Origin of the sequence: Acinetobacter sp. MYb10 (assembly GCF_002980175.2) — a bacterium.
GTDB lineage: Bacteria > Pseudomonadota > Gammaproteobacteria > Pseudomonadales > Moraxellaceae > Acinetobacter > Acinetobacter guillouiae.
Map to the genome: position 1 here is coordinate 1,011,782 of NZ_CP058272.1, position 24,300 is coordinate 1,036,081.

General features: G+C 38.7%; 33 protein-coding genes and 2 pseudogenes. 2 read left to right on the forward strand and 33 right to left on the reverse strand.

Annotated features, from left to right (window positions below; all coding sequences use genetic code 11):
* Window positions 1-15 precede the first annotated feature (15 nt).
* The 4 genes from CQZ96_RS04835 to CQZ96_RS04850 are packed head-to-tail and all read right to left on the reverse strand — an operon-like array spanning window position 16 to window position 2,620.
* Window positions 16-693, reverse strand: a complete 678-nt coding sequence (locus CQZ96_RS04835; RefSeq protein ID WP_105712874.1) for a Gp138 family membrane-puncturing spike protein — start codon at window positions 691-693, stop codon at window positions 16-18.
* 3 nt (window positions 694-696) lie between these two features.
* Complete coding sequence (locus tag CQZ96_RS04840) at window positions 697-1,692, reverse strand: baseplate hub protein (protein ID WP_105712875.1); 996 nt, start codon at window positions 1,690-1,692, stop codon at window positions 697-699.
* The gene (locus tag CQZ96_RS04845) at window positions 1,689-1,988 is read right to left on the reverse strand and encodes a phage baseplate plug family protein (RefSeq protein ID WP_105712876.1); all 300 of its coding nucleotides are present in this window, start codon (window positions 1,986-1,988) and stop codon (window positions 1,689-1,691) included. The genes CQZ96_RS04840 and CQZ96_RS04845 overlap by 4 nt, the downstream gene beginning before the upstream one ends.
* 2 nt (window positions 1,989-1,990) lie before the next feature.
* Entirely contained in the window at window positions 1,991-2,620 is a 630-nt protein-coding gene (locus CQZ96_RS04850; RefSeq protein WP_105712877.1) for a phage baseplate protein, read from the reverse strand.
* Between the two features lie 118 nt (window positions 2,621-2,738).
* Between CQZ96_RS04850 and CQZ96_RS04855 the strand changes: the two genes are divergently transcribed.
* Entirely contained in the window at window positions 2,739-3,080 is a 342-nt protein-coding gene (locus tag CQZ96_RS04855; protein WP_105712878.1) for a lysozyme inhibitor LprI family protein, read from the forward strand.
* Here the strand turns inward: CQZ96_RS04855 and CQZ96_RS04860 are convergent.
* From CQZ96_RS04860 to CQZ96_RS04915, 13 genes are all read right to left on the reverse strand, one after another.
* Window positions 3,077-5,569: a cell wall hydrolase gene (locus tag CQZ96_RS04860; protein WP_105712879.1), complete on the reverse strand. Its 2,493-nt coding sequence runs from the start codon at window positions 5,567-5,569 to the stop codon at window positions 3,077-3,079. The two genes, CQZ96_RS04855 and CQZ96_RS04860, sit on opposite strands and share 4 nt — an antisense overlap.
* Window positions 5,570-5,585: 16 nt before the next feature.
* A complete protein-coding gene (locus tag CQZ96_RS21785) occupies window positions 5,586-5,714 on the reverse strand; it encodes a DUF6889 family protein (RefSeq protein ID WP_265596885.1) in 129 nt (42 codons plus the stop codon).
* A 56-nt stretch (window positions 5,715-5,770) separates the two neighbouring features.
* Entirely contained in the window at window positions 5,771-6,232 is a 462-nt protein-coding gene (locus tag CQZ96_RS04865; RefSeq protein ID WP_105712880.1) for a phage tail assembly chaperone, read from the reverse strand.
* Between the two features lie 13 nt (window positions 6,233-6,245).
* Window positions 6,246-6,689 carry a phage structural protein gene (locus CQZ96_RS04870; protein WP_105712881.1) on the reverse strand — a complete coding sequence of 148 codons (444 nt, stop codon included), beginning with the start codon at window positions 6,687-6,689 and terminating at the stop codon, window positions 6,246-6,248.
* A gap of 9 nt (window positions 6,690-6,698) precedes the next feature.
* A complete protein-coding gene (locus CQZ96_RS04875) occupies window positions 6,699-7,820 on the reverse strand; it encodes a DUF3383 family protein (RefSeq protein WP_105712882.1) in 1,122 nt (373 codons plus the stop codon).
* Between the two features lie 9 nt (window positions 7,821-7,829).
* Window positions 7,830-8,366 (reverse strand): hypothetical protein, encoded by a 537-nt coding sequence (locus tag CQZ96_RS04880; RefSeq protein WP_105712883.1) that lies wholly within the window; start codon window positions 8,364-8,366, stop codon window positions 7,830-7,832.
* Window positions 8,367-8,368: 2 nt separating this feature from the next.
* Window positions 8,369-8,737 (reverse strand): hypothetical protein, encoded by a 369-nt coding sequence (locus tag CQZ96_RS04885; RefSeq protein WP_105712884.1) that lies wholly within the window; start codon window positions 8,735-8,737, stop codon window positions 8,369-8,371.
* On the reverse strand, window positions 8,730-9,227 hold the full coding sequence (locus CQZ96_RS04890) for a hypothetical protein (RefSeq protein ID WP_105712885.1): 498 nt from the start codon (window positions 9,225-9,227) through the stop codon (window positions 8,730-8,732). The genes CQZ96_RS04885 and CQZ96_RS04890 overlap by 8 nt, the downstream gene beginning before the upstream one ends.
* On the reverse strand, window positions 9,224-9,628 hold the full coding sequence (locus CQZ96_RS04895) for a DUF4054 domain-containing protein (RefSeq protein WP_105712886.1): 405 nt from the start codon (window positions 9,626-9,628) through the stop codon (window positions 9,224-9,226). Before CQZ96_RS04895 ends, CQZ96_RS04890 begins: the two co-directional genes overlap by 4 nt.
* Before the next feature lie 2 nt (window positions 9,629-9,630).
* Complete coding sequence (locus tag CQZ96_RS04900) at window positions 9,631-10,005, reverse strand: STY1053 family phage-associated protein (RefSeq protein WP_105712887.1); 375 nt, start codon at window positions 10,003-10,005, stop codon at window positions 9,631-9,633.
* Between the two features lie 9 nt (window positions 10,006-10,014).
* Window positions 10,015-11,043: a DUF2184 domain-containing protein gene (locus CQZ96_RS04905; RefSeq protein ID WP_105712888.1), complete on the reverse strand. Its 1,029-nt coding sequence runs from the start codon at window positions 11,041-11,043 to the stop codon at window positions 10,015-10,017.
* Window positions 11,044-11,107: 64 nt separating this feature from the next.
* The gene (locus CQZ96_RS04910; RefSeq protein WP_105712889.1) at window positions 11,108-11,584 is read right to left on the reverse strand and encodes a structural cement protein Gp24; all 477 of its coding nucleotides are present in this window, start codon (window positions 11,582-11,584) and stop codon (window positions 11,108-11,110) included.
* A gap of 2 nt (window positions 11,585-11,586) precedes the next feature.
* A complete protein-coding gene (locus CQZ96_RS04915) occupies window positions 11,587-12,906 on the reverse strand; it encodes a DUF2213 domain-containing protein (RefSeq protein WP_105712890.1) in 1,320 nt (439 codons plus the stop codon).
* A 165-nt stretch (window positions 12,907-13,071) separates the two neighbouring features.
* Between CQZ96_RS04915 and CQZ96_RS04920 the strand changes: the two genes are divergently transcribed.
* Window positions 13,072-13,323, forward strand: a complete 252-nt coding sequence (locus tag CQZ96_RS04920; RefSeq protein ID WP_105712891.1) for a WYL domain-containing protein — start codon at window positions 13,072-13,074, stop codon at window positions 13,321-13,323.
* On the opposite strand, the gene CQZ96_RS04925 is transcribed toward CQZ96_RS04920, so the two are convergent.
* The 16 genes and pseudogenes from CQZ96_RS04925 to CQZ96_RS05000 form a co-directional block, all read right to left on the reverse strand.
* Window positions 13,295-13,483 carry a hypothetical protein gene (locus tag CQZ96_RS04925; RefSeq protein WP_105712892.1) on the reverse strand — a complete coding sequence of 63 codons (189 nt, stop codon included), beginning with the start codon at window positions 13,481-13,483 and terminating at the stop codon, window positions 13,295-13,297. The genes CQZ96_RS04920 and CQZ96_RS04925 overlap by 29 nt on opposite strands.
* A 48-nt stretch (window positions 13,484-13,531) precedes the next feature.
* The gene (locus tag CQZ96_RS04930) at window positions 13,532-14,230 is read right to left on the reverse strand and encodes a phage minor head protein (RefSeq protein WP_105712893.1); all 699 of its coding nucleotides are present in this window, start codon (window positions 14,228-14,230) and stop codon (window positions 13,532-13,534) included.
* On the reverse strand, window positions 14,202-15,611 hold the full coding sequence (locus tag CQZ96_RS04935; protein ID WP_105712894.1) for a DUF1073 domain-containing protein: 1,410 nt from the start codon (window positions 15,609-15,611) through the stop codon (window positions 14,202-14,204). Before CQZ96_RS04935 ends, CQZ96_RS04930 begins: the two co-directional genes overlap by 29 nt.
* A gap of 12 nt (window positions 15,612-15,623) precedes the next feature.
* Window positions 15,624-17,282: a terminase gene (locus CQZ96_RS04940; protein ID WP_105712895.1), complete on the reverse strand. Its 1,659-nt coding sequence runs from the start codon at window positions 17,280-17,282 to the stop codon at window positions 15,624-15,626.
* Window positions 17,279-17,776 carry a DUF2280 domain-containing protein gene (locus tag CQZ96_RS04945; RefSeq protein WP_105712896.1) on the reverse strand — a complete coding sequence of 166 codons (498 nt, stop codon included), beginning with the start codon at window positions 17,774-17,776 and terminating at the stop codon, window positions 17,279-17,281. Before CQZ96_RS04945 ends, CQZ96_RS04940 begins: the two co-directional genes overlap by 4 nt.
* A gap of 58 nt (window positions 17,777-17,834) precedes the next feature.
* A complete protein-coding gene (locus tag CQZ96_RS04950; RefSeq protein WP_105712897.1) occupies window positions 17,835-18,476 on the reverse strand; it encodes a putative metallopeptidase in 642 nt (213 codons plus the stop codon).
* Window positions 18,463-18,912 (reverse strand): annotated as a pseudogene (locus CQZ96_RS04955) (hypothetical protein). Before CQZ96_RS04955 ends, CQZ96_RS04950 begins: the two are co-directional and overlap by 14 nt.
* A gap of 578 nt (window positions 18,913-19,490) precedes the next feature.
* The gene (locus CQZ96_RS21625; RefSeq protein ID WP_228722774.1) at window positions 19,491-20,072 is read right to left on the reverse strand and encodes a hypothetical protein; all 582 of its coding nucleotides are present in this window, start codon (window positions 20,070-20,072) and stop codon (window positions 19,491-19,493) included.
* Between the two features lie 143 nt (window positions 20,073-20,215).
* Window positions 20,216-21,100, reverse strand: coding sequence for a hypothetical protein (locus tag CQZ96_RS04965; RefSeq protein ID WP_105712900.1), 885 nt, complete (start codon window positions 21,098-21,100; stop codon window positions 20,216-20,218).
* Between the two features lie 106 nt (window positions 21,101-21,206).
* Window positions 21,207-21,722: a hypothetical protein gene (locus tag CQZ96_RS04970; RefSeq protein ID WP_105712901.1), complete on the reverse strand. Its 516-nt coding sequence runs from the start codon at window positions 21,720-21,722 to the stop codon at window positions 21,207-21,209.
* A 4-nt stretch (window positions 21,723-21,726) separates the two neighbouring features.
* A complete protein-coding gene (locus tag CQZ96_RS04975; protein ID WP_105712902.1) occupies window positions 21,727-22,128 on the reverse strand; it encodes a DUF559 domain-containing protein in 402 nt (133 codons plus the stop codon).
* Window positions 22,129-23,103, reverse strand: a pseudogene (locus tag CQZ96_RS04980) (helix-turn-helix domain-containing protein). It lies immediately after the preceding gene.
* A complete protein-coding gene (locus CQZ96_RS04985; RefSeq protein WP_105712904.1) occupies window positions 23,100-23,396 on the reverse strand; it encodes a hypothetical protein in 297 nt (98 codons plus the stop codon). Before CQZ96_RS04985 ends, CQZ96_RS04980 begins: the two are co-directional and overlap by 4 nt.
* The gene (locus tag CQZ96_RS04990; RefSeq protein ID WP_105712905.1) at window positions 23,393-23,671 is read right to left on the reverse strand and encodes a hypothetical protein; all 279 of its coding nucleotides are present in this window, start codon (window positions 23,669-23,671) and stop codon (window positions 23,393-23,395) included. The genes CQZ96_RS04985 and CQZ96_RS04990 overlap by 4 nt, the downstream gene beginning before the upstream one ends.
* Before the next feature lie 46 nt (window positions 23,672-23,717).
* Window positions 23,718-23,990 (reverse strand): hypothetical protein, encoded by a 273-nt coding sequence (locus CQZ96_RS04995; RefSeq protein WP_105712906.1) that lies wholly within the window; start codon window positions 23,988-23,990, stop codon window positions 23,718-23,720.
* An 8-nt stretch (window positions 23,991-23,998) separates the two neighbouring features.
* Entirely contained in the window at window positions 23,999-24,217 is a 219-nt protein-coding gene (locus tag CQZ96_RS05000) for a YdaS family helix-turn-helix protein (RefSeq protein ID WP_105712907.1), read from the reverse strand.
* Between the last annotated feature and the right edge of the window lie 83 nt (window positions 24,218-24,300).

Below are 24,300 nucleotides of genomic sequence, written 5' to 3' on the forward strand. Positions count from 1 at the left end.
CTCATTTTGATGTATCTATTGTTTTGGTGGTCCTGAATTATCAGTGCCTGATTTAACCCCTGTTGTAATGTGGCTTATTAAACTCACTGTCTTGGCCACAACATCTGCAAGTGATTTGATAATGCCCGTTACAGTCAAAGTTTTTTTCATTTCCACATCACAATGAAAAATTGCCTTTGAACCGATAAAATGAATTTCTCCACCTGGTGTGATTTGAATCTTGCAACTGTTCTCATCATTACGGATCTCTAGATTATCTGTAGAAATATCATTGATTTTTTTTGTTTGGGATTGTGGCCTAAAAAAAGCGAATCCATCTGATAAATCATGTTTTCGCATATCAAAGGGATTTTGAATCCCTCCAGACTGCCACCACAAATCTATATTACGATCTGCAAAGGAAACTAAGCACTCATCACCTTTCTTAATAGGGTGTGTGATCGTAAAGCCACCAGCACACGGAAACATCACCGGCACATCTTGAATAACGGGTAATTCAACCGTTTCAATATCACCACTGGTGCTCATTACTGGGATCTTAATCAAAGGCTGAACATTTACCGTTACAGCTTCAGAGTCATAACTATCAATTTCGCAAGGCAAGGCCGTCCAGAAGTTTGCTAATTCTGCTTTAATGGCATCTTGCATAATTGTTAATTGATCGGGTGAAAGCTCATTAAAACTTAAAGCCATTGGCTATCCCCCTGCAGTGTCAGATGGCCGATAATTATCATCAACCGCCTCAATGGTAATCCCTGTTTTAGGTACGATTGCATCTATACCAATACAAACTAAATCCGTGTACCACTCAGTGCCCCGCGTATCTCCGTGATGCTCAACTGATCTAATAAGAAAAAGGCCACCTGCATTGGTGGCCATTCTAGGATCCTTTTGGGCTTGATCTACTTCTTGGCCACCATAGGAAATATCGTACCCCTCAGTTTGTAGATTGGTCATGTCGACTTGAACGCGTCCGCCCCACTTCATTTTAGGATTCAACAAGCAAGAAACCTTAAGCCCCTCACTTGTTAATTGTGGCATCCCTACCATCCCTGTAGTAGGCGTAAGCACTTGAACAGGTACTGGTGTATATCCAACCACTGGTGCAATGCTTAATGTGTCATCTGAGAAGTCTATAAGCATGTTATTTTCTTCATAGAACTGACGTAAATTCTGTTCTAACGATCCAAAAAATACACGGCCACGTGGATATTGTTGTTGGCGAAGATCCACTAAATCACCATTTTCAATTCCTTGTTTGTTTGCCTCAGCAATTAAAATTTTGCCCGTGTCATCAATCGTGGTACCTGCAGGTACGCATTGATTCACTAAGGCAGCATTTTTTAATCTGTCACCGCTTTGGGCGAGAATACATAGCCAAGTATCAGTAGGATTATCTCGTCCACGGCGATATTGAAAAACCCGACCTTTAAAAACGATTTCTAAAGGGCCAAGCATATAACCACTTTCAAAAATTAAAGTAGTTTCAATACGTTCATTGTTCATTCCAGCCAAGCGATTCATTGTAGATTCACTTAGATTGTAAATATAAAATTCCGCAGCTTTCGGTGTTGAAGTGGTCGCTTGTCCAATGTGAAATACGATTTTGAAGTCGGATAAATCCAACGCTTCAGGTTGACCATTATTAATTTGCACAGTCAATTTACACTTACGATCCCATAGTAATGTCATGACGGATCACTCCAATAAAACTGGATTTTCGAACCCAAATCATAAAACCCTTGCGACTCATCTTTATTTGAATTGGTCACAATTAGAGATCCTTTAATTAAATGTTGATGCTGTTCAAGTAAGTCTATATTTGGATTCATCGCTAAACCTGAAATAATCGGGTTTTCTGAACCGTCCATCACATCCAGATACCAGCAATCTAAGCGAAAAATGAGTTGCAATTTATAGGTGATTTTATTGAGTTGAACAGCGAACTTTTGATTTCCTATACCTAAAGGGATTTTGTATATGCCCATAATTAACTCCCAAAAATACCAGTAGCAATCTTGCTCAAAACTGATTCATTTTCTGGTGTAGCCTGTACTGTTCCACCATTAGAAACGCCTGCAGTACTTGCTGGATTAGCTTGGTTATCAAGTAAAACAATTGTTTCAGATGATTGAACTAAAAACACTTTTTTCAATGTCATTTCAATCATTAAGACATTTTCAGTTTGTAAGTCTGTTGTACATCCAAGAGATTTAATCAGCATGTTTGAATACAGACGTTTACCTGTAGATATTACCAAAAGTTGCTTTAAGTTTTGAAGCTGTTGCAATGTTTCATATACAGCAACAAGGCCAGTGGTTTCAGATAAAAGCGAATCACCTACTAATCCATTTAACTTGCCTGCACTTTCTGACCAACCAACTTTAATTATTACCTCAGGCGGCTCTTTATAAGCATGATCAGCCATAGGAGATCCAACCTCTGTCGGATGCTCAGTAATCACTAATTCATCTTTATGCTTTTCTTCGATAGTTACGTCAGCGAAAAGCCCCATGATTGTACGTCCACGGCCTGCAAGCAAAAGTGAACCAGCTATTTCAGTTAAAGGTGATGCCGCAACAGTACCTAAAGCAGTATTTAAGATTGAGTTAATTGACATATTTCACCTATAAAAAAACCAAGCTCAAAAGCTTGGTTCGTTGAAATTATTTGACTGAATGTGTTTATCGTTTTAATTTCTCATAATATTATGATCAAAAATACATTGAGTCTTTGAAATGAAAAAACTTCTCCTACTTACAATCTTATTCAGTGGCGGGGCTTGGGCAAATTGTGATGATCCTAAAACATCTTTTGAAGTTCAAAAGTGCTTGTCAGATGATTTAAAAGACCTTAATAAAGAAATGCAATCTTCATATTCAAAATTATACAAACAGACACAAGCTAAAGTAGAATTAAAAAAATCTCAAAATGCTTGGGATAGTTACAAAGATATCCAGTGTGGGGATTTCATTGCTGTAAACACTGATCACAGCCCTGCATCTACAGCATACTCATTAGCTTGCCAAGCAGATCTTATACAACAACGTATTGAATTTATTAACAATCAAATTGATTAAGCAATAACACTCTTCGCATTTCTAGCCATGACAGCCATTGAGTTTTCTTGCTGACGTTTAATGGCGTTAGCAGACTCAATAGGTTCTTTAGCTCCGTTGATAGTCATATCCGTTTTAAATTCTTGATGAATTGTCACATTTGACGTAGACATTTTTGAATTAACACTATTGATATGAGATTTCTCAGGATTTCTAACAGGTGCTGCAATGTTTTGAAATGTAATACCTGAAAATAAGTTTTTGCGATCATTAATATAATTTGTTTTGGATACTGGTTGATTTAATGAAATATTAAAAGGCTTAGGTATAAACTTTTTCAAGTCATTAGTTGTTCCATGTCCATGAACATTTTTTCCAGAACCAAAAACTAAATTATCCTCTACCGATTTTTTATAAAATTCATCAACCCAAGCCTTTCTATTTTTCTTATCTGACACATAAGGATTAGCATAATTTAGATGCCCACCAATGCTAGATTTTTGACCATTAGCCCTTTTTCCTAAATAGCTCAGTACCTCTTCTTTCACCTTCAAATTAATATCTTTTAAAGGCATATTTTGTACAGAGCCATAAGGATTGAGCTTAATAACTTTACCTGTTTTGGTTTTATATGACTCAGGTCCTGTGATTTTGGTAAACTGTCTTTTGGCATTTGCTACATCACGAACTGATTCCCCCCATTTCCCTGAAGCCACACGATTTAAGATTGTGTCCACTACTCCCTGAGTTTGTTTTGTAAATGCATCACCTTTAAGTGATGGAACAACTTCAGTAGAAGTTACTTTAATTAAGTCCTCAATATCTTGTTTTGATAGGTGCAGAGTATTATTACTAAATTCAGTTTGACTAACACTTGTAGAGTCCTTAATCACATTCTGTGCCAAGGTAGCCACACCCACTACAGCATTAATTCCTTTTTGAATATTGCCTTGTAAGCCATCAATAAAAGATGATTTATCTTTATTCAGTGGTTGTTCAATATTAGTGGGTTTAACAGTCTGAGGGATGGTAGGTTGTGAAGCTGCAGAACTATTAGGTTTTATAGTTTGCGGTTTATTTGGCTGTTGTGCATTTTCGGCAAATTTAGCTAAATCTTTAGCACTCTTAGGCGTTTCGATCTTTGGTTGTGATTGATAACCGATTTCACCACGTTCACGTTGATCTACCCGAGTTTGAGCATCTTTATCACCAAAAAAAGCCAACCCTTTATCAACTAATCCAAAACCTGCATCCATCCCATTAGCAATAGCATCACGTGGGGCAGAAACTTCCCCATTTTCATCTGGAGTGGGATTAGCCAGCTCATTGCCTACATTAGATAAAACATCTTTTGTGGTTTCGACAACTTCCTGAACAGCACTGACTGGATCTGAAATAATCTTTTGAACAAAGTTAATAACTTTATCTTTGATCTTATCGAGCAAATCTAAAAAGTCTTTGATCTTATTGATAATGGTATCAATGCCATTTGTCCATTTAGACCAATCAAATAAAGACTTGCCACCATCACGCCAAGTTTTATAGTCATCATAGAGTAAGGCTAATGCTGCAGCTAAAGCTAAAATGATCCCTATCGGGGATGCAAGAAAAGCCAAACGGAATAGTTTTAATACGCCAATAAAGCTTTTGATCATTGGAATAAATTTAAAGATCATCCCAAACGTTTTGATGAATCCACCAAAAACTAAGGCCAACATGCCAAAGCGTAAACCTACACCAAGCATCTGCTTAATTTCGGGATTTAACTGGCTAAATGCTGAAATCCCCGCTTGTATTAACTGATTAAGCAAACGCAGAATTGGAATTAAAGCCTTACCCGCTTGCATTACAATGACCTGAAAACCTGTCTTGGTTACCATAGTCAGGTCACGGTATTCAGTCATGAAATCATTGCCTGATTTGGTCAAATCATCATTCATGCCAAGCTGTTCTTGTATCTTTTGGTATTTCTCCATGTTCGATACAAATTTACCATCACGCATGGCCAATAAAGTATTTTGATCAATACCTAATGAATTGGCATAAGCATTAGCCTGATATGCTGGCATTTGAGCAAGCACACCACTTAGATCTTTCATTACATCGACACGATCACGCATCTCACCATTAGCTTGTTGTGTATTCACGCCAAGGCTGTTGATCATTCCCTCATAACCGGGTGAATTACGCATTTTTTCAGCTAATGATTCTAATGTGCCGATGGCGCTTTCAGCATTACCACCCATTTGGCTTATGGCATTACCAAATGCAGTAATGTTGGTTGCACTTGCACCTATGCGCTGTGAAGAAAAATAAAGCTTATCTAGCTCGCTTGCAGTTTGCCGCACTGCAATCACCGCGCCAGTGGCCAAAGTCAAAAGGGCAACTTTAAGCGAAGCTGATTTAAGCTCTACACGCCCCATTGCATCCTGCATTTGACCTAAACCGGTATTATCAGTTTTAAAACCTAATGCAACCATGAAGTTGCGAATTACACCTTCTTCAGCCATGAAACCACCTAATTATTTACTTTTCTTTTTCACGCTCTTCAATGATCAAATATTCATTGTCAGCAACAACATCAAGAGCATCATTCATCAATGCAATATCTGCCAAATCAACCTTGCCATTTTTTAAAGATTCAAACTTGCACATGCCTTTTATTACAGGACGTAAGAGCCAATCTTCTTTATCTGGAAGGCTTTTAAAATCTATGTGGACTGTTCCTGAATGGTCGATGCCTTCATAAGCAGTCCTTGAATAAAATTTCCCAGACTGACACGAATCACAGCAACAACAAGCGGGAGGATCTGCACCATGTCGAGATCATCAAACATAATCGATTGACCACGACACACGACCGATGAACCACGTTTCACAACAGATAAGCATTTGTGAATGATGTAATTTACATCCTCTTCAGGCATTTTGGAGAATGCATCCATTAATGGCTCTAAGGCTTGAGCTAAAGGCTCTAAATCATCAAGGTCATCATTATTACCTTCCTTGATAGAATCGATAATGGCATCAAGATCCGCTTTGGCCACCTCAGAAATGATTGGCATAAGTGTAGGAACGATCGGTGCGATTTTTCGTGATACATGAAATTGATCGAGCGCATTTAAGCGCCCGATCGTGTAATCATGCTCACCAATTGTGATGAGTTCATTCATTGATAATTAAACCTTATTCATAGGTGCCGTATTTCATATCGACTTTGATTGAATCAAAAACCCACTCAACCATTGCCCCTGTCTTTGCATTGGTATAATCAGGGACTTTCTTAAATGCACATTTGGACGCAGTGTGGTTATCACCTGAACCTGAATGATTCAAAGTGATGGTATTTTTGCCCCATTTACGTGTAACGCCTTTCTGAGCGTTATAAATGTTCATCAGCTTGGCATTTGCCGAAGATGTTTTAAGTAGGCGAACCGTGACCTGACCTGAATTATCAGCATGCAAAGAATGCATACCCTCACCATCTGCACCAATCGTCATGGTGTTTTTATCGCCAGCCATTGCAAATGTAATACCTTCCTCTGCAATACCTGCACCATACCCAAGATCGATGACACCGTCAGCGCTCGTTAAAGAGCACTGGGTATCCATAAAGCTATACGTACTCATAATGACTCCTTAGCGATTTACTGCGACTAGAACATCGGCAGAGTGTGTTGCACCTGCCAACTTTGCCGCAATTTGAAATACTGGGGCTTTACGTGCTTCACGTTCCGACTGAGCTTGATCATCTAAGCTATTGGCAAATACATAAAAGCCTTTTGGTAGATAATCACCAGTGTTTAAGGCCCCAAAGCTATCACCATTCCATTGCCCCTCACCCATCAAACCATTATTCATTCCCTGCTCGCATGCGCGCTCAAGTACACCACACTGACGATTTACGCCTGCAGCAGTTTGGGGAATTTTGGTTGTGTTGGTGTAGTACAGATTCCAAAGCGAATTTTCTAAATGATTTTTAAGCCAATCTAAGCCGTGGATTTCATCAATGAATGTTCCATCACACATTACACCCTCTTGTAGAATGGCTGTGTCATTGTCATAACCTGCAAAAACATTACAGTTTTTAGCCGTCAATGCATTCGCTTCTGAGATTTTTAAATCTTCAGGTGGAATGCCCGGCAATTGCTTAAACTTAAGAGTAATGGTGGTATTAGTACCGTTAAAATTCACGCTAAATGCACGACCAAAAACTGAAGCTGCAGCATAAGCATTGGTGCTTGAAAAAATACAGAAGGTACGGCGGTACTTCGCATTTGAAAGTTTGTAAGCAATATCGGTTTTGCTTGTTGCGCTTGTTGAATCATCTACCTGAGTCGTATAACCAAACACGCGTACAGGATCAGCCGCTTCAATCAGAGAGGCAACAGATAAAACTTGCTCATCGGTTAAGTCAGATGCCACAACCAAACCGTACCATTTTAGTGAATCTAAACATGCTGTAATTGCAGCTTGAATAGTTTCAGGTGTTTGTCCATCTTTGTGCCAATAGCCAATATATAAAGTTCGAGGCTTTGGTGATTGGCCAAAGTACGTCAATGCCGCTTTATATTCTGGATCATCAACGCCATAGTCTTGGCCAACCTCTTTGATGCTTGAATATTGGCGCATACGCTCAATATTATCGATCACACCACTAGTTGAACCTAGAATCAGTAAAGAGCCAAACGAACGAGGCCCTGCCGCTAATGCAGCAAGACTAATGCTGACATTGACGACATTAGAAACAGGTAATGTCATTTAAGACTCCTAATTTCGATGAGTTTTAATTTGAAAACTTTTGAATGTTTTGACCGCATACGTCCGTTTGGTCTTACGTCTAAAAGTAGCGACCAAGTCATAACGATGCACATATTGTTGGTTTAGGAAGTCGGGTGCGGTGATAATTTCATCACAACCAACATATTTGATTTTGTACTCGTGTAATTGAGCAATGTTTTGCGGAATGCCTAGACCATCTTTAAAGATATTTGCAAATGCCTGACCACGTTGGCCATAAAAGGATAAAAGCAGTTTTAAGGTTTCGTGGCGTATAGAATCCATATCCTCGTCATGTTGTTCAAACATAGGACCATCATCTGAGTTGAGCGCCTTTACTGCAAAACCACACCAATCCACGCCAACGGCGGGCATAGGTGGTGGATCTTCTTGCCAGCGAGGGCGCACGAACTGACCTTGTAGAGATGTAACCCCTACAATGAATGCTTGAAAAATATCTTCTAATTCACGGTCATAGGCGACTGTTCCGCTTGGTGGAATATAACCACCTGTTGCAGAGTCGCCCATTTTTACCCCAAAGGTTTTAAGTCACAGATTGCTTTATTGAATCCACGCCCATAATGCAAATTGTCAAACACCTGAACAACATAGTAAGTTTTACCTTTCCATGTAATCTCATCGGCTTGATGATCTTTACTGCCCGCTATTAATGGGGTTTTGGTGTGAATATTTATTGCGCCTTTAATCAGTGTGCCATCTTCTCGACGATCCATGTTTTGACCGCTATTGGTTGTCACCACGCCACTAAATTTAAAACTGTTTTCAGTTTTAATCGGTCGCCCATTCTCTCCAACTTCAACTTCGATCCGCTTACAAATAAGGTCCTTTGTCGTAAAGTCAGGATCTTGAAGAACGTCTGATACATCAAGATTAGGCACGTTTAATTTCCTCCTCTCCGCGCATCACAACATAAGTATGTGAATTACGGTATTGAGCTGTATCTACTAATGGCTTTTCAGACTTTCGCCCTCGAGCTTTACGGCCTTTGATTGTCAACGGCGCTAATGGGGCAAAATCACCCGCATTAATAAATCGTTTAACATTCATGGTGGCTTTCATGCCCGCAAATTCAAGATAGAAATACATGCGCTTGGTGTTACCAGTTAATGCAGCATCAACAGCCCATGTTAGCTTTTCAGCGATAACATCTTGAACCTCTTCAATACCAGGTACTAAATGCGGTCGTGGGGGTAAGTTCATAGCTGGGGAACCAGTTTCGAGTAAATAACCAATAGCTGCATTGGTCATACCGTCTCCATCTGTTCTGGCCTCACCATGTGGTACACCCACCAAAACATCAGTTTTCGATAACTCAGATACAGCATTGAGAATATCGAGTAATCCGTTTCCTGTTGAAGTTACACTCATAGTTGAATTCCACCTGCACCAGCCATCATCATGAGCTCATAGAACTGAATACCAAAGGTCGTCATATTCCAATGCCCTGCATCTGTGATTAATACACCTGATACATCCATTGATTTAGATACACTATCTACTGATTTGGACGTTTCATTGCCTATGACTTTTCCTGCATCACCGCCAATACTTGAAGCATCCATCCCACGCTTGTAAAGCGTGAGATAGTGAGCGATAAAAAGAGTCAGACCATAATCAATCAAACCATCAGGATCATTAGGATCACCCCAACGTGAAACAGGCAATAGCTTTTTTCCAAGGTTCAAGTAGAAATTGAACTGAAAGGATGGATATTCATTCACATCGGCAAACATCGGCATAGATTCACGAAAGGATGATTCAGTAATCATGATTATTTACCTTTTGCGTCCGCTGCAGTGGATTGTTGAGCCTTAGTTAATTGCACTTTTAAATCTGCAATTTCTTTATCCTTGGCTTTACTCGCCTTTTCTAATTCATCGATCATTGCGTCCGCTGCAGTGGATTGTGCTGTTAATGATTCAATTGCAGCATTTGCAGCATCAAGCGCAACCTGTAGCTCGCTTGAGAGTGCATCACTCAGTGTGATTTCCTGCGCATGTGCCTTAACAAACCAATGTTCTGCAATATCTTGCTCAACTTCTTGCAAGCCGGGTTGCAGTACTATAGTTTTTGCTTCCCCTTGGTCATCACGACCAAGGTTTACAGTGAGCTGCTTTGACAAAAGGATCTGAACTAACTTAGACATAACAACTCCTTATAGCCCATCAGCATAGTAAGCGGTTTCAGGATAAACCCACTCGATGGCACCCAAACGACCAAAATAAGTGGTCAATTGACGTAAATCACGATATTCAATCGGTGTACGTTGCAACGGTACTAGAGGGAATCGAACACGGTTTTCAGATTGTGTGTAGGTCGCCATGCGATCAGTACCACCCACTCCTCGCCCAACACACCACTTGGATGGCTGAATATCCAACTCGCGACCATTAACAGTATTAGACAAACTATTGAGCTTTAAGAATGTGAGAATTGAAATGTTGCCTGCTTCACTTACAATCCGATTAACTAAATAACTAAATTGAGTCGGTGGAATCAGTAATTTATCTGGACAAACGGCAAAACCTGAAGCAATCCAAGCATTGTTTAGAATTAAATTCACATCGTCTAAGATTTCTTGTGGAGTAGCGGTCTTCCAGTTTTTATTAACATTGGTAGCACCAACTTTTGAAGAGTTGAGCAATCCCTCAACACCTAAAATTTCATCCCCGATATAGACTTGCTCGTCAATATCCATTTGATGCTTGAGCTGTAATCCTGACAATTTTTGAGAATCTACAGGACGACCGACTGCTCGTGCTGACTCAAGCTCTGGGATGGTCCAACCAACTTGCATTGCCCATAAAGTCAATGGTTGCGCGGTTTTACCAATATCCAATGCAATACCAGCGATAGCATCGGTATTCTTACCTACCCATGATTTACCGTTCGGTGAAGCACCACCTGCAGCTGCAAAAGTAGAGTTGGTAAAGGATGAGGTTTCATCAGCAATCGACACATCAGAGCGCAAGTCAACATCACGCCCCCATGTTACGCTCACCAATGGATCGTGCATGGTTTGATCGAGACGCTCTAATTCACCCAGTAAGAAAGCACCAGTACTATCCACTGTTTGAGCATCAAAGGTGCGCATTCCCATACCATTGTCACGTGTACGTGCACGAATAGGATTGCCCATTGCTACTGCCTGCGCCATGGTAGTGGCTAAGAGTAATTTACTCATATTTTTATTTTCTCCAGACATAAAAATAGACGCTTATAGCGTCCTGTTTTACATCAACTAAGCTTTAGATATTAAATGAGATTTCTACATTGCCTTGCGCATCTGCATCGTGCATGAACATGGCGTTTTTCAATTCAATTGTATTTGTGGCATCCGCAACTGCTTCAATACCGCCAATAGGTTTAAGTTCGGTACCAGCAGCAACACGAACAAATACTGCACCTGCTTTTTTGGCATTTCCTACATTACATTTGACAGTCATATAACCACGGCGCAATACATCTTGGATAATTCCTGAATGGGGAATTGCAGCACCCATGCCGTTTAAGGCTGACTGTGTTGGGTATGAGCGAACAATTAAGCCGTAAACATCAGTATCTGCAGCAGCTAAAGGAACAATTCCATCTGCCGTTAATTTTCCAAATACACCGAACGCACCAAAACTACCAACCGCAAGATGCGCTTCAATTGTTGAATGTGATTTTCGGCTCACATCACCCGGAATGCCTGACGGCATACGATATAAAAATGCATTACTCATGCTTATTTTCCTTTATTCCAAAATTCGCGGTTACGAGCGTTAATATCTGCAGGCGATGCTGGCGCTCGACCAAAGTCACGGGTAGAAATACCTGAACGAACACCAGCTAAATTATTTTGCTGTTTCATTAACTCAGATGCACCAATGAATGCAGCATCAATCGTTGCAACTGACATTGCATCAAAATCTGAATTGCCACCAATAAATGGTGATATAGCTTTTTGACCATCCGTGGTTGTATAGGCTTGTTTTAAGGCTGATCGTTTAGCATTTAATACAGCCTTGCCATTATTCGCACTATCCATAGTGGGCAACTTAATGCCTGGTACCAATATTTCAGCGCGTGATAGTACTTGTTTTAACGAGTCACCAGTATGATTTTGAACGCCTTGTTCTGATAATTTAGCCGCTTCTTCAGCTTTTAAAATATCATCTTTAGTTTTTTCTGGATCATCATCTGAATTGTCGTCATCCTCTGTTTTCTTTTCAGGATCATCAGAGTCTTTGGTTTTTTTCTTCTCCAAAGCAACTAGACGCGCATCCATTGTTTTAAGGGTTTTAAGAATTTCGCAATTGACTTCAGCATCACCGGTTTGAGTACCAGATTCATCCTCAGGATCTTCATCCTCAGTTTTTATATCAGGCGCTTCATCTTCAACTGCTTTGGCTAATTTCTCAGCCTCGTCAGCATCCTTTGTTTTAACTAGATTGCGGATACGATCAGCAAAACTAATTTTCTTCTTAGCCATAAAGCTATCTCCAATTTTACAACGTGACCCACAGCGCCCTTTAGGAACCAAGGCGATGTGATTTCCAAAAATATTAGTTTGAAACCCTTTACCGACACTAATTTCAGTATAATCAGCATCATAACCTAATGAAATTTCAACCTTTCCAGCCATTACCGCATCAATTGTTTCTTTATCAGTAATAAGTAGATCTGCAACCAAACAATCAGAATCAATATCATCTCCACGGCGGACATTGTTCGCAGAGCCTTTAGATAAATCTTTCCAGTTCTCAGGATTCACCCAATCATTAGGATGATCATCAGTTACAGGCTTCCCCTCAAAGCTTGCGATAGTACGTGGATCAAAAAGCACATCCTCATCACGCTCAATGATAATCAAGCCTGACTTGTCCGCTGTAACTGGAACCTCACCATCGCCATACATCAGCTTACCGATACGCGCAATTGGAACATCACGGCAAAGTAAATAACCTTCAGGTGTAGTTTCCCGTGTGCGACCAATCTGACCAGTCGTGTAAAAGTTTGAGCGATCAACTGTCTTTTGGTCTTTTGTCTTTTTTGGCTTAAACATGCTTCACCATTAAATAGGCAATAAAAAACCACCATATTGGTGGTTTTTTTACAATTAATATGCTTAATTACATGTGGTTAGTTTTACTTCATCACAAATAAAACTAGCTAATTTTAATAACTTTAATTCAAAAACTTTCAATATTAAAATTGAATGGAGAGAAAAATGAGCATAAAAGATATTATTTCTTCTGCTGGCCGTAATTTGCACACAATTATTATCACAGCAAAAGAAGATGGTGGGCCGACAGAAACAAGAGAAGCCGAGCCTTATAGCTATCGAATTAAAGGAGGAACAGAAAAATTTTTCTGTTACGATATTGAACGTGGCGGAATTAGAAACTTTCACGTATCCAATATTATCTCTGTAGAAGAAACAAACAATAAGTTTACTCCTCGTTGGGATGTTGAAGTTTAACTACTTCATCGCCATTTTCAACTCGAATAGTAATTGCTTCTAAACGATCTGCGGCGACAGCCAAATTTAAACAGGCATGTCGCCATTTTTCATTATTTTCTTTTAAAGCCTCCAATTCAGCTCGCTCACGTATTTCGATTAATTCATGTCTAGTCCACATATTTTTTCCTCTTAAAACACATTAATAAAACTTTTTATTTGATCTCAATTAATAATCATTTGGTATCACTGGTTCAGGATAACATCGGCAATTAATATCACAGCCCGCATGCGCTCTTCGACCAGACTTAACATCAACAATTGGGGGCTCATTCCAGTAAATGAATTTCCCATTCAACCAAGCATGCCTTTTACGTACATCCTCATCATCCGAATCGCGCCAAATGTACCCCTCAGATCCCAAATTTTCTGCCCGAGCTTGTGTAAATATACTTTGTGCTCTGCTTACTTCCGTACGTGCAATAGTATTTGCCCGTGACTTGGTCACATGGCCAGTGGCCATAATCAGGCTAGATGTTTCACTGGCTCGGCTACCCTCAATCAAGGCACGTGTAGACAAATCACTTATTCTTTGTGCTGCATCGAGTGGCAAGGATTTAATTAAGCGGATTTGCTCATTAATTAATTGTTGGTACACCGCACCAATATCAGTATTGCGAATTTGATCTCTGACACCTCGCGATAAATCTTGTGCATAAATCAACCAAGTTTTCTCATCACGTAAAGCTACATCTGTAATAATTCTACCTGCAGCATTTTTTGCCCAAAAATCTAAAGTATTTGCATACTCGTTTAAGGCAGAAACAATAAGAGCATGTGATCTTGGATCATTTACGTTAAAGCCTTTAACGATCGTATCAATATAACCCGCAATTTTTCTAAGCTGCTGACTGTACCGAATCTCCATCTTTCTTGCCCGATTGGGTGTCAGTCGGTTGATTTGATTCTTCATCATATTCACCCTTAGGCGGTGGTGGGTCATCGTCTGCAGCTTCTATTTCTTCATCTGTGATATGAGAAAAAATTCCAGTCACTTCTGAAGATTGGCGCAATTCTTTCAAAGCGGTTTTACGGCTGATTAATCCGCTTTCTTCAACAGTAGTAACCGCTTGAGCGACCGTGTTGGCCACTTCAGCTTTAACCTTTTCATCAATCTGCCACAGAGAAGCAAAATCAAATTTAAATGAATCAGGTAAGGCTTTACCTAATTTAGACAATGACACAACAGCTAGAAGCGTTTGCAACGGCGTACGCATCCGGCCTTCTTGCTGTTGATTAATATTATCGTAATAGTTAGATAAGTCACTTTCACCTGTTGCACTAAAACCTGCGGGGGATTGACCAAACAAACGAACCAAAGGGATACCAGTTGCACCAGCAATTTGTTGTCCAAACTGCATCAACAAATTATCTAAGCCAGTAAAACTATATTGATGTGTTTCGAATGTATCTTCGGCATCCATCAAGGTCATGCCTTCATTAGATTGCCACTGCCGAATCTGTTGAATCTGCTTAACTAAAGCATCATAAAGTCGTCCACCCTTTGCGATGATCTCACGCAAGCCTTTAACCTTATATGTGCGTAAATGCGCCTTATAGACCAACTGGCCAGCACCTAAAGTTGCACTATCAAAAATTGTTAAACGATCCTCTAAGCGCTCAATAACTGATTGTCCCCATAAATTTTCAGCAATTGCTTGCCAATATGGGAGTTCTACTCCATCCATACGTATTACACGTGAATAGTGAATTTTTTGATTACACAACCCCACTGAGTCGGTGATTACATCGTAATACTTAGGCATTCCATAATAAGGGCCATACTCTGTTACAAGATCTTCTAAGCTCGGCACCACCATCCAACGATCTAATACTATTAAGCCTTTGAATTGATCTTTAGCTACAGTATTAATATTTAATGGTGTCGAGACATTTTGACCATCAATCATCATGACGGCAATTGCACCGCCATAAAGTCGAGACCACTTAATTGTTTTATTAAGTTTATCCCAGACCTGTAAGCGGTCTAATTCCTGATTAATTTCCTCTGCATCTTCTGGAGACTGCAAGCCTCGCATGTTAATGCCTTCTCGTGTCATATCATCAGCTACAACATCAACAACTTGACCGACCACCCAAGACGATCGATACATTGATTCAACTAGCAATCGATTGCGACTTAAGTAATTTGCGCTGTAGGTTGATTGATCGTGTTGACTTCCAGCACCCAAGCCAACCCGAGCCGCGAAGTTTTGAAAACTATCCGCAGTAAATTTAAGTAATCCCATATCTTTCTCGAATTAAAGCTTGCCCCAAACGCTAAGGAATGAAACTTGCGGATTAAAACAGATCATGACTCCATCAGCCCTGTTGGGTGATGCTGTGCCGTCTGGTTGCTTATTGACTAAGATCTTGCCCACGCCATTTTTTGTATAAGTCGGCTGTGATAATTCAGTGGTAAGTAATGCCAACTCTTTTGGATCTATGTCTTTACTGGATAGAGAAATGATCATATCGGGATCATATTCACGCCCCTCGAGTGCTCTAAAGGTTTCTTGAAATCTCAAACGTAAAGACCACCACGATTGGGCTTTGAGGTTGGCAAAGAAATCCTTATTTAAACGACTTTCTACCATCTGCCCATCTGGATCATGTACAGCGCCTGAACCTCTAAACGGTTGTACATCAACTTCAGGCAATCCCTTTTCACGCTGTTGCTCGTTAATGACGCGCGAATCTCCACGGCATCCAGCTCCTAAACCATCAGCATCATAGAAAAGCGTATCAATAGACCTTTCTATGCTTATGTCCATTGCTCTTTGAGTAGTTCCGAATATATCGTCGCCCTTACCACTCCATGTGTCTAGATAGTCCATCACAACACCATGACGGCACACTAAAGAGTTTTTATCCTTGCCCTCATCTGCAACATCCAACCCGCCAATACGATCGCCAGTCGGCTCAATCCCTAGTTTGAGATGTGCATCAATAGAAAGCTGAACCCATGCAGATGGAATTAATACACCTTCAACAGAAGCTGCATAGTTAATATCGACCTCTTGAGCTAATACAACATCATCCAATGTGGCCAGTTGCTTTTCATACCATGGATGGATCTCTTTGCCGTTGTAAAAGACCGTCCAATTCTTATCAGGATTTTCACGCCACGGCATTGTAAAGACTGAATATCGACCACTGAAGCGATCTTGATGAAATCTATCACCAATACCATTGGGTGTTGATCCTTTGATATGAACGTTGGTATTTTGCGATATTGCCGCATCTACCGCTTCTTGACGCTCTACAAACGCCCATTCATCAAGAAAGTACATCGTGGTACGTCCACCACGGCCAATGTTGTCACCCGCCTCACCTGTGATGGTTGCTCCATTATCAGGATTGATGATACGCATGTAATTGTCATGTACTTTTTCAACAAAGCCCTTAGGCTTCATCCAATCAGGCATTTTACTGAACATATCTCGGATTTTATGAAACAGCGTTTTAGGGTCACCCTTTTTATCAACCAACTCTTCCTTACGGCTTCCTACACCGCCAGCAAAACCCTCAACAAATAGCCAACGATGCAAGAAAAATCCTAGAACTACATAAGACATTCCCTCATCACGTGATTTTTCAATCAAGCCGTGTGTTTGGGTGTTTTCACGTTCAAGCAACCAATCTACAAGTTCAACCTGTTTTGGACGTAATACAAAAGGAAGATTTGCAGGCAAGCCGTATGACATACCACGAGGATCATAAGTCCAGATCCAATGGTTAAACCAATGCACTGGATCTGTTCGGCATTTGTAAAGTTCTGCCTGTTTGCTTAATTCGTTTTGCTCTGTCACCGCTTTATAATAATAACGGCGGCTCATTTCCCCTATCACATCAGGCAAACGTGTATTGATTGTCCATGTCTTGATTAAGGGTGCAATTTCATCCAGTGCATAAGTCATAACTTACCTGTAATCGCTAAACGTGAAAGTTCTTGCGGGGTCATTTCTGCAAGTTCTTCAGGGCTTAAGATTGGTTGAGTTTTCTGTTCAGTCTCAGTTTTAATTGCCCCACCATTTGCACCTGTGACCTCTTGTCGAGTCACACGCCCATCTGTTTCTTGAAAGGCTTGTTTAAGCAGATTTTGTTTTAATCGCTTGTTTTTACCTGACTCGTTGTACATTTTTTGAAGTTCGTTAAGGCGAAATGCTTTGTTTGCAATCGCTATATCTTCAATATTTTCTCGGAAGTCCTTGCGTGTACGCTCAAACAACTCTTTTAATTTTTTGCTTAGGTTACGTCCAGCCACTTTTGTCGGGTCGTAAACTGCAACCTGTTGCCGGGTTATCTCAATATTAAAATCTTGCTTTACAGCTTCGACTACTTGTAAAGGGGTTTCAAAGCAAGCAAGAGACTGAACTATAAAGATTTTCACAGGCTCTTTTAGTGCTGCCATAAACTCACCTTCGTAAAGCTACGTATAGCAAAATAGTCAAAAAAAAGAGCCTCAAGGCTCAATTAATTAGACATGTACCGCAGCACTTGGAAATATTTAAATCTGATACAAACGGCGGGTTTTTAGCGACCTCAACCATTCGCTTGACGTTTTCGCTTGCTCCCCAGCGTTTGACCACCCCGATAAACTCTTCTACATCATGGCCAGCTAAATAATGTTTAGGTAAGCCTGTGTGATCACTGTAGAGAGTTTCCCCATCTTCGTCACGCTCTACACCAATGTGATATAGCTCATGCTCAATCAAAGCACAAAATTCACGGTCATTTGCACGTTCGCAAAAGCTTGCATCGACAGTAATTAGATAAACAGGAACAAATCCAAACCAGTCGCGCATTTGCTGCTCTTGCCGAGCTTTACGCCAACCACCTTGATTAAACATGACCTTTTCACACTGCCCTAATACCATTCTCTTTTTAGCAACGGCGGCAGATGATGCCCATGCGAATGCTAAAAAAGTTTCATCATCATGAAGTAATTCAGCTATATGGTCATGGTCGGGATTATGAAGTGCACCGCCAAGCGTTAAGAAGTTTGTGATCACCCATTCTTTTAGATCCACGGCGGGTGCCAAGCGAATCGCTTCTTCTTCCTCTGCTTGATCAATAAAATCAGTCGGTGGAAATGGTCTAATCTGTTCCATTGAAAATATGCCTCTTCAAATTCTTGAGCCACTGACTAGAAAAATTAGATTCGACCTGTAATGGTCCATATTCCTGAATTTTATATCTTGGCGCTGACTCCATTCTTACAACGGTGTAACCCATATCGACAGCAACATCGTAACGATCCATACTCCAAGCTTTATCTTTAAGCTTACCTTTGCAGCCGCCCGACCATGGCCCACCAGAAATTTAAACTAAAATTCTGAGTTCAATAAGATGAAAATCAAAACGCCAATGTTTTGTTGATTCAAATTGGAATAATTTCTCATACTTGATATTGAATACATTTAGTGATTGCTCAAAGTCTTTAAATGCCTCTAAGTATGCTTCTTTTGCCTTAGGTAAAGGTCTTGTTCTTGGTTTTAGTTTAGGTAGATTCTTTTTTGTTCGTTCATGATACTGCTTTAAATCCAATGGAATGTGACTCCCAAAAATTGACTTCAGGTTAGTGTTTAACTAACAAAAAAAGTTAACTTAAAAAATTTATTTTTTTAATTATAAATATCAACAACTTATACATATTGTGAAAAACGCAAAAAATCATTAAAATAAATATCAAACTTATGGTTATTAATTAAGTTTTTATCATTCCTTAAAGTTTCTAATGAGGTGAAGTATGTTATATTTTTTTTTAATCTTGTTCTTAGGAGTATCTATTGATGATAGAAATACATATTAAATTGACAATAAAAAAACCCCAAAAAGCAAAATCTATAGTTTGGCGACTCGATGACTTGCTTAAAGGGATTTGGTCTTTTCTACTTAGAACTAACTGGACATATGTCTTTGTTTTTACTAAGTGTATATATTGGTTACATGTATATATAAATCAATATATACCTTATCTTACAACTTAATGGCCCCTGCTTCAAGCAAACGCTTTCTAATGAAGGCGTTTTTGTTTTAAACAATATATTTAAAAATAAAAACCCCGCCAATATCTAAAATTGAGCGGGGTTCTTTGTGCCGTAATCCGTTCGGCTAAACTACATTCATCTCGGTAAATATCTTTTGTTTCCGCCACTTGTAATGCAGAAATGCCCACCCCTTGGACCCACACAATAATTATTTCCAGAGCATGGGCAATAACTTGAAGTGGTGCGAACTGGTGGTTTAGTTTTAGGACTAGTACTTCTGCTACCAGTGCTTTTATTCTGAGCTGGTTTGTTAGTTTTATAAATTACTTGTGGTTCAGAAACTCTATATTCATATGGTAGACTTTCATACTTAGGTTTATCTCTATAGATTGTTTCTGGCTCTGCAATAGGCTTTCTAAAACAACCTTCGTAATCACAAAGTAGATAAGTGCTAATCCATCTTGGTGAGGCCGTATCATTACTTATTCTTGCCCAATTCCCATAATATCCATAAATATAAATTTGATTACCACCATACAGCTTATCTATCTCATTCCCATTTGGTGCATCTTTGACTAAAATAATATCAGTATTCACCCATTTGGTTGCTATTGGACGGCTTTCATAATTATATGGTTTACTTTTCAAAACTTTATTAGGTGCTACACATCCAACCAATATTAAGCTTATGGCAAATGTAATTATAAGTTTAAACATATTTATTTTACTTCTACTTTCAAATAAGTAACTAAATTTTATAAATTTCTTTCAAACAAATCAATGTATAATTAATTTTTAATGACCTAAAACCGTGTCACAGAAATATTAGATTAATGATAAACATAGCACCCTTTAAAGTGTTATAAAAACATATTAAAAAAAGCTATGTGAAGAACAGGAATTTTTTCAACTGCTACTGTTAGATAGTTGCTAAATAAGTTAGCAAAAAATATAAGTTCAAGAACGAATATCAAAATAGTCACTATAACAACCTTCTGCATAGTGAAAACTTCATTATGTTGTTGATGAAATGCTAATAACGAATTAAATGCAACTGATATATAAAGTGAAATAAAAGCACTTATAAAGAAAACCCCTTGTACATTTAAGTAATAATTATCAGTTAAACCAATTACAACAACATTTATAATTAGAATAATATATACCAAAAAACAAATTGAAACTCGTGTATAACTTCCAAGGGGTTTATTACTCATAAAAGAATTAAAACAAATAATCATTATTACTATAATAAAAAAACAATTTATAAAAAATAAAATTTTGATATCAGAATTAGAATTATCTGTAACTTTTTTCATAAGAATAGCGATAATATTTGTAGTACCAACTAAAGTAAACTGCTTACTTACTTCATTGCTTAAGCTTATCCTAAAATCTTCTTTAGACGATTTTTTATTTTGAGATTCTACAAAACTCACTAACTCTAGATCATATCTTTCTAAAATTTTATATACTAATTCATTTAGTTCTTCTAACATATTTGAATTAATTTTATAAACTAAAAATTTTTTTCTCCAAAGATAATTGTCAAATATATTTTTTATTTTAGTTAACTCTGTTTTTGTAAGATCACAATCATTAATTTGATTCCAAGCATTGAGTATTTCAGATTGAAAAACTATTCTCCTTTCTAACTTATGGATATCAATCAGCCACACTCTCAGTCTTTCTGACTTTTGTATATTATCTTTAATAATTTTTAGTTGTAAATCGCAAGTAGTCACTCAGAATAAACTCAATAAAATTAAACCCCGCAATGCGAGGTTTTAGACGGCGGTGTTATACAAATTCGCCAACATATCACAAATATGCCATACCCTGTATATACAGTCAAGTGGATTCAATATCCTTAATTTGTTTTTCAATTTTTATAAATTTTTCAATTAAAAAGTGTGGGTATCGTGATTTTATGAAAGCTAAACCGCATTTAATGTCCTGCTGAATTTGAGCGATATAAGTATCATTGCTTTTAGCTATATCTCGCAATGACTCACCCATTACGTAATGCCACCAAATTGAACCGATCCAGTCCTGTACAACCTCATCATCTATAGATTGTAGATCAATTAATAATTTTTGGATTGCTCTCGCTTCATTGCTATTTAACTCACAGCAAACCCCTTTGCGCTTTACACACAAACGATCTATAAAATTTTCATCTTTCATGTACATTGCAAGCAATCTTTCACGCTGCTTTTGCGTAATCCGTTTTGTTGGCATTGTTTTTACAATACGTACCATTGTTTCATTATCACCATTTATCCAAGCCCCTAACTGGCGACACCATTCCTCAAAGCTGTATTTTTTCCAGTCTGTTGACTGCATAATCGTAACTGCTGCATTCATATAATCACCCTTTTAACCGTCTAATTTCTTCAATCGCCTTGCCACTTTTTACCTGTTCAGTGCTATATCTGAACACTAAATAACCCAGCTCCTGAGCTGAGTTATATTTCTCCATATCCGCTATATAACCTTTCCCCCTTGTATGTCTGCCATTGCTCCAAATACCTCCTTCAACTTCAATTAAAATCTTGGTACCAGTAATATGAAAATCAGCTCTCCATTTACGATTCTCATTGAACTGATACTCTTGTTTAAATTCGATTCCGTAAGCTCTCAAGTGCTGAATTAATGTTGCTTCACCATCACTTACAACACCTTCTTTTTTTAATGAATTACTACGCTTCGATTTTCTTTTCACCTTAGGCGCGTATCTCTTTTTATATTCAGCAATTGAGATACTTTCCACTTACGCAGCACCTCTGCTCTTGGATTTAAATCCAACGTCAGCAAGATGTGATTTCCAATTCTGGCGTTCAGTTGGATCAGCAAGTTTTGCAGCTATGCGACCAGCAAGATTTTCGTATGATTCACCTGCAGTGCTGTACTTGCTGATAACTTCAGGATGTCGAGCAAGTTTGTTTGCAAACATGTACATCTGACTTGGTGAAGCGAAAACAAGGAAATCAGGATCTAAATTAATTTGCTCAGGCTTAGATTTATTTCCGTATTTATGGCGATTTTTTAAAAGCCAGTCTGCAAAGTGGTAAATCATCAAGTCATCACAAAGATTGTTTCCAGCATTAAAAAGTTCGAAAGTTTTCTTTTCGCGCTCAAACCAACTTGCTTCGATAATTTCTTTTGGTACTACAGAAGAATCAGCTTGATCTAATTCCAAACGGAGTTTATTAAAACAAAGCCACCCATTTTTATTTTTAGATTCATTAATAGATTCTTTGAAAGATTCCGTGTCCCAACGTTGGGACTCTTTAACGGAATTGTTGGGACTGTTTAATGGAATTGTTGGAACTGTTCCATTATTGGTACTGTTCCATTGTTGGGACTCTTTAGACCCTTTAATAGTACCATTGTTGGTATTGTTTAAGTCTTGATTTTCATCACTTAACAGTACCGTTATTGGTACGGTTTCACGACCACTCACTCCCATTAATTGATATACTTTTACCTGTTTTGTACGTCCTTTTCGCTCACCTGTATCTTGAATTAATCCATCTTCTATTAACTCATCGATGATTTTCAAAACGGTTTTACGATCCATTTCGGTATCTTCAACCAATCTGGCCACACTTGGATAAGCGCAATGATCCTCACTTGCACGATCCGCAAGTGACAGCAAAACCAATTTTTTTAAAGGTTTTATACTGCCGCCTTTCTTTTGTTTTTGTCTAATTTTCCATGCCCATACAGTTGCATCAAGGCTCATAATTCACCGACCTTAGGCTTTACGTAGCCACCAAATGAAATGACCTGTTCAGCCTTGATCAAGCTCGTAATAACCTGATGTGATAACCAAATCGTGATCTTGAATCGATAAGCCATCTTTTGGGTCAATTCTTCCTTGGTTACAGCTGCATTCTCTTCGTTGTAACCACGCATTCTTAGATTGCCTTTTTTGATGTCATGAATATGGTTCAACAAAAGCAAAGTTGGTTCATAAAATGATTGGATTTCCTGAGTCTGCTTATGCTCAGGTTTAATTTGAAAATGGCTATTCATGAAACCTCCGCGACTGCTTGTTCAGCTTCGGTTAAACGGCGATTGGCTTGGATTTCTGCAATTGATGCTGTGCGAATTTCATTTGCAAAAACATGCAGCAAATAACTTTTAGACTCAATTTCGTACATATCAAGATTTGAGTGAAACTCTTCAACACTGAATAATTCCTCTGAATCTGTCGTGTAGTGTGGCTTTGTGAGAACCACAACATCACCCAGCAGAAAATCAGCATTAATGTTGTTTGTGTTTTGGTGTTGTGCTAAATTTGATTTCATATTCATTGGTCCCATAATTGATGAATTAGAAGCCTGATTTCTGAGATCAGGCTTTTTTATTGTCTAAAACTTGAAGTGGAAATTTGACCTGACTATCCCCGTCATTCCCGTCACCGACCACTATCTCCCGCATCCGCTCATTTCTTTTGATTCGCTCAAGCCCTAAATTGACGATATGCCATTCACCAACAATGGCTTTTTCGAAGAGGATCGAAGCTTGTCTACTCATTTCCATACCGTAATACGCAGAAATATCTCGAAGTTTGTCCATAATTTCAGGGTCGTGCTTAGTGCGAAGATCTTCTTTTTCAAGACTCATAATTGTTCCTATGCAATTAAAGATTGGAATTTTTTTAAAGATGAACAAAGTTCGGCAGCTTTAAATTTCCCACTTGTGGCTTTTTCGGCTCGGATAGCAACATCTACAGACATGTTCCAACGCCCTGAAACATAGCCACTAATATTTGATTGACTTACCTCTAAGGCTTTAGCAGCAAGATCTTGGCTGCCAAAATGCTCTACTAGTTGTATGTATAAGGCTTGCATTAGCATTCTCTTATTAAATTATAAGTAACAAGATAGATAATATTAGCATACTAATAAATAGTCAATAAGTATTCTTATTTGAT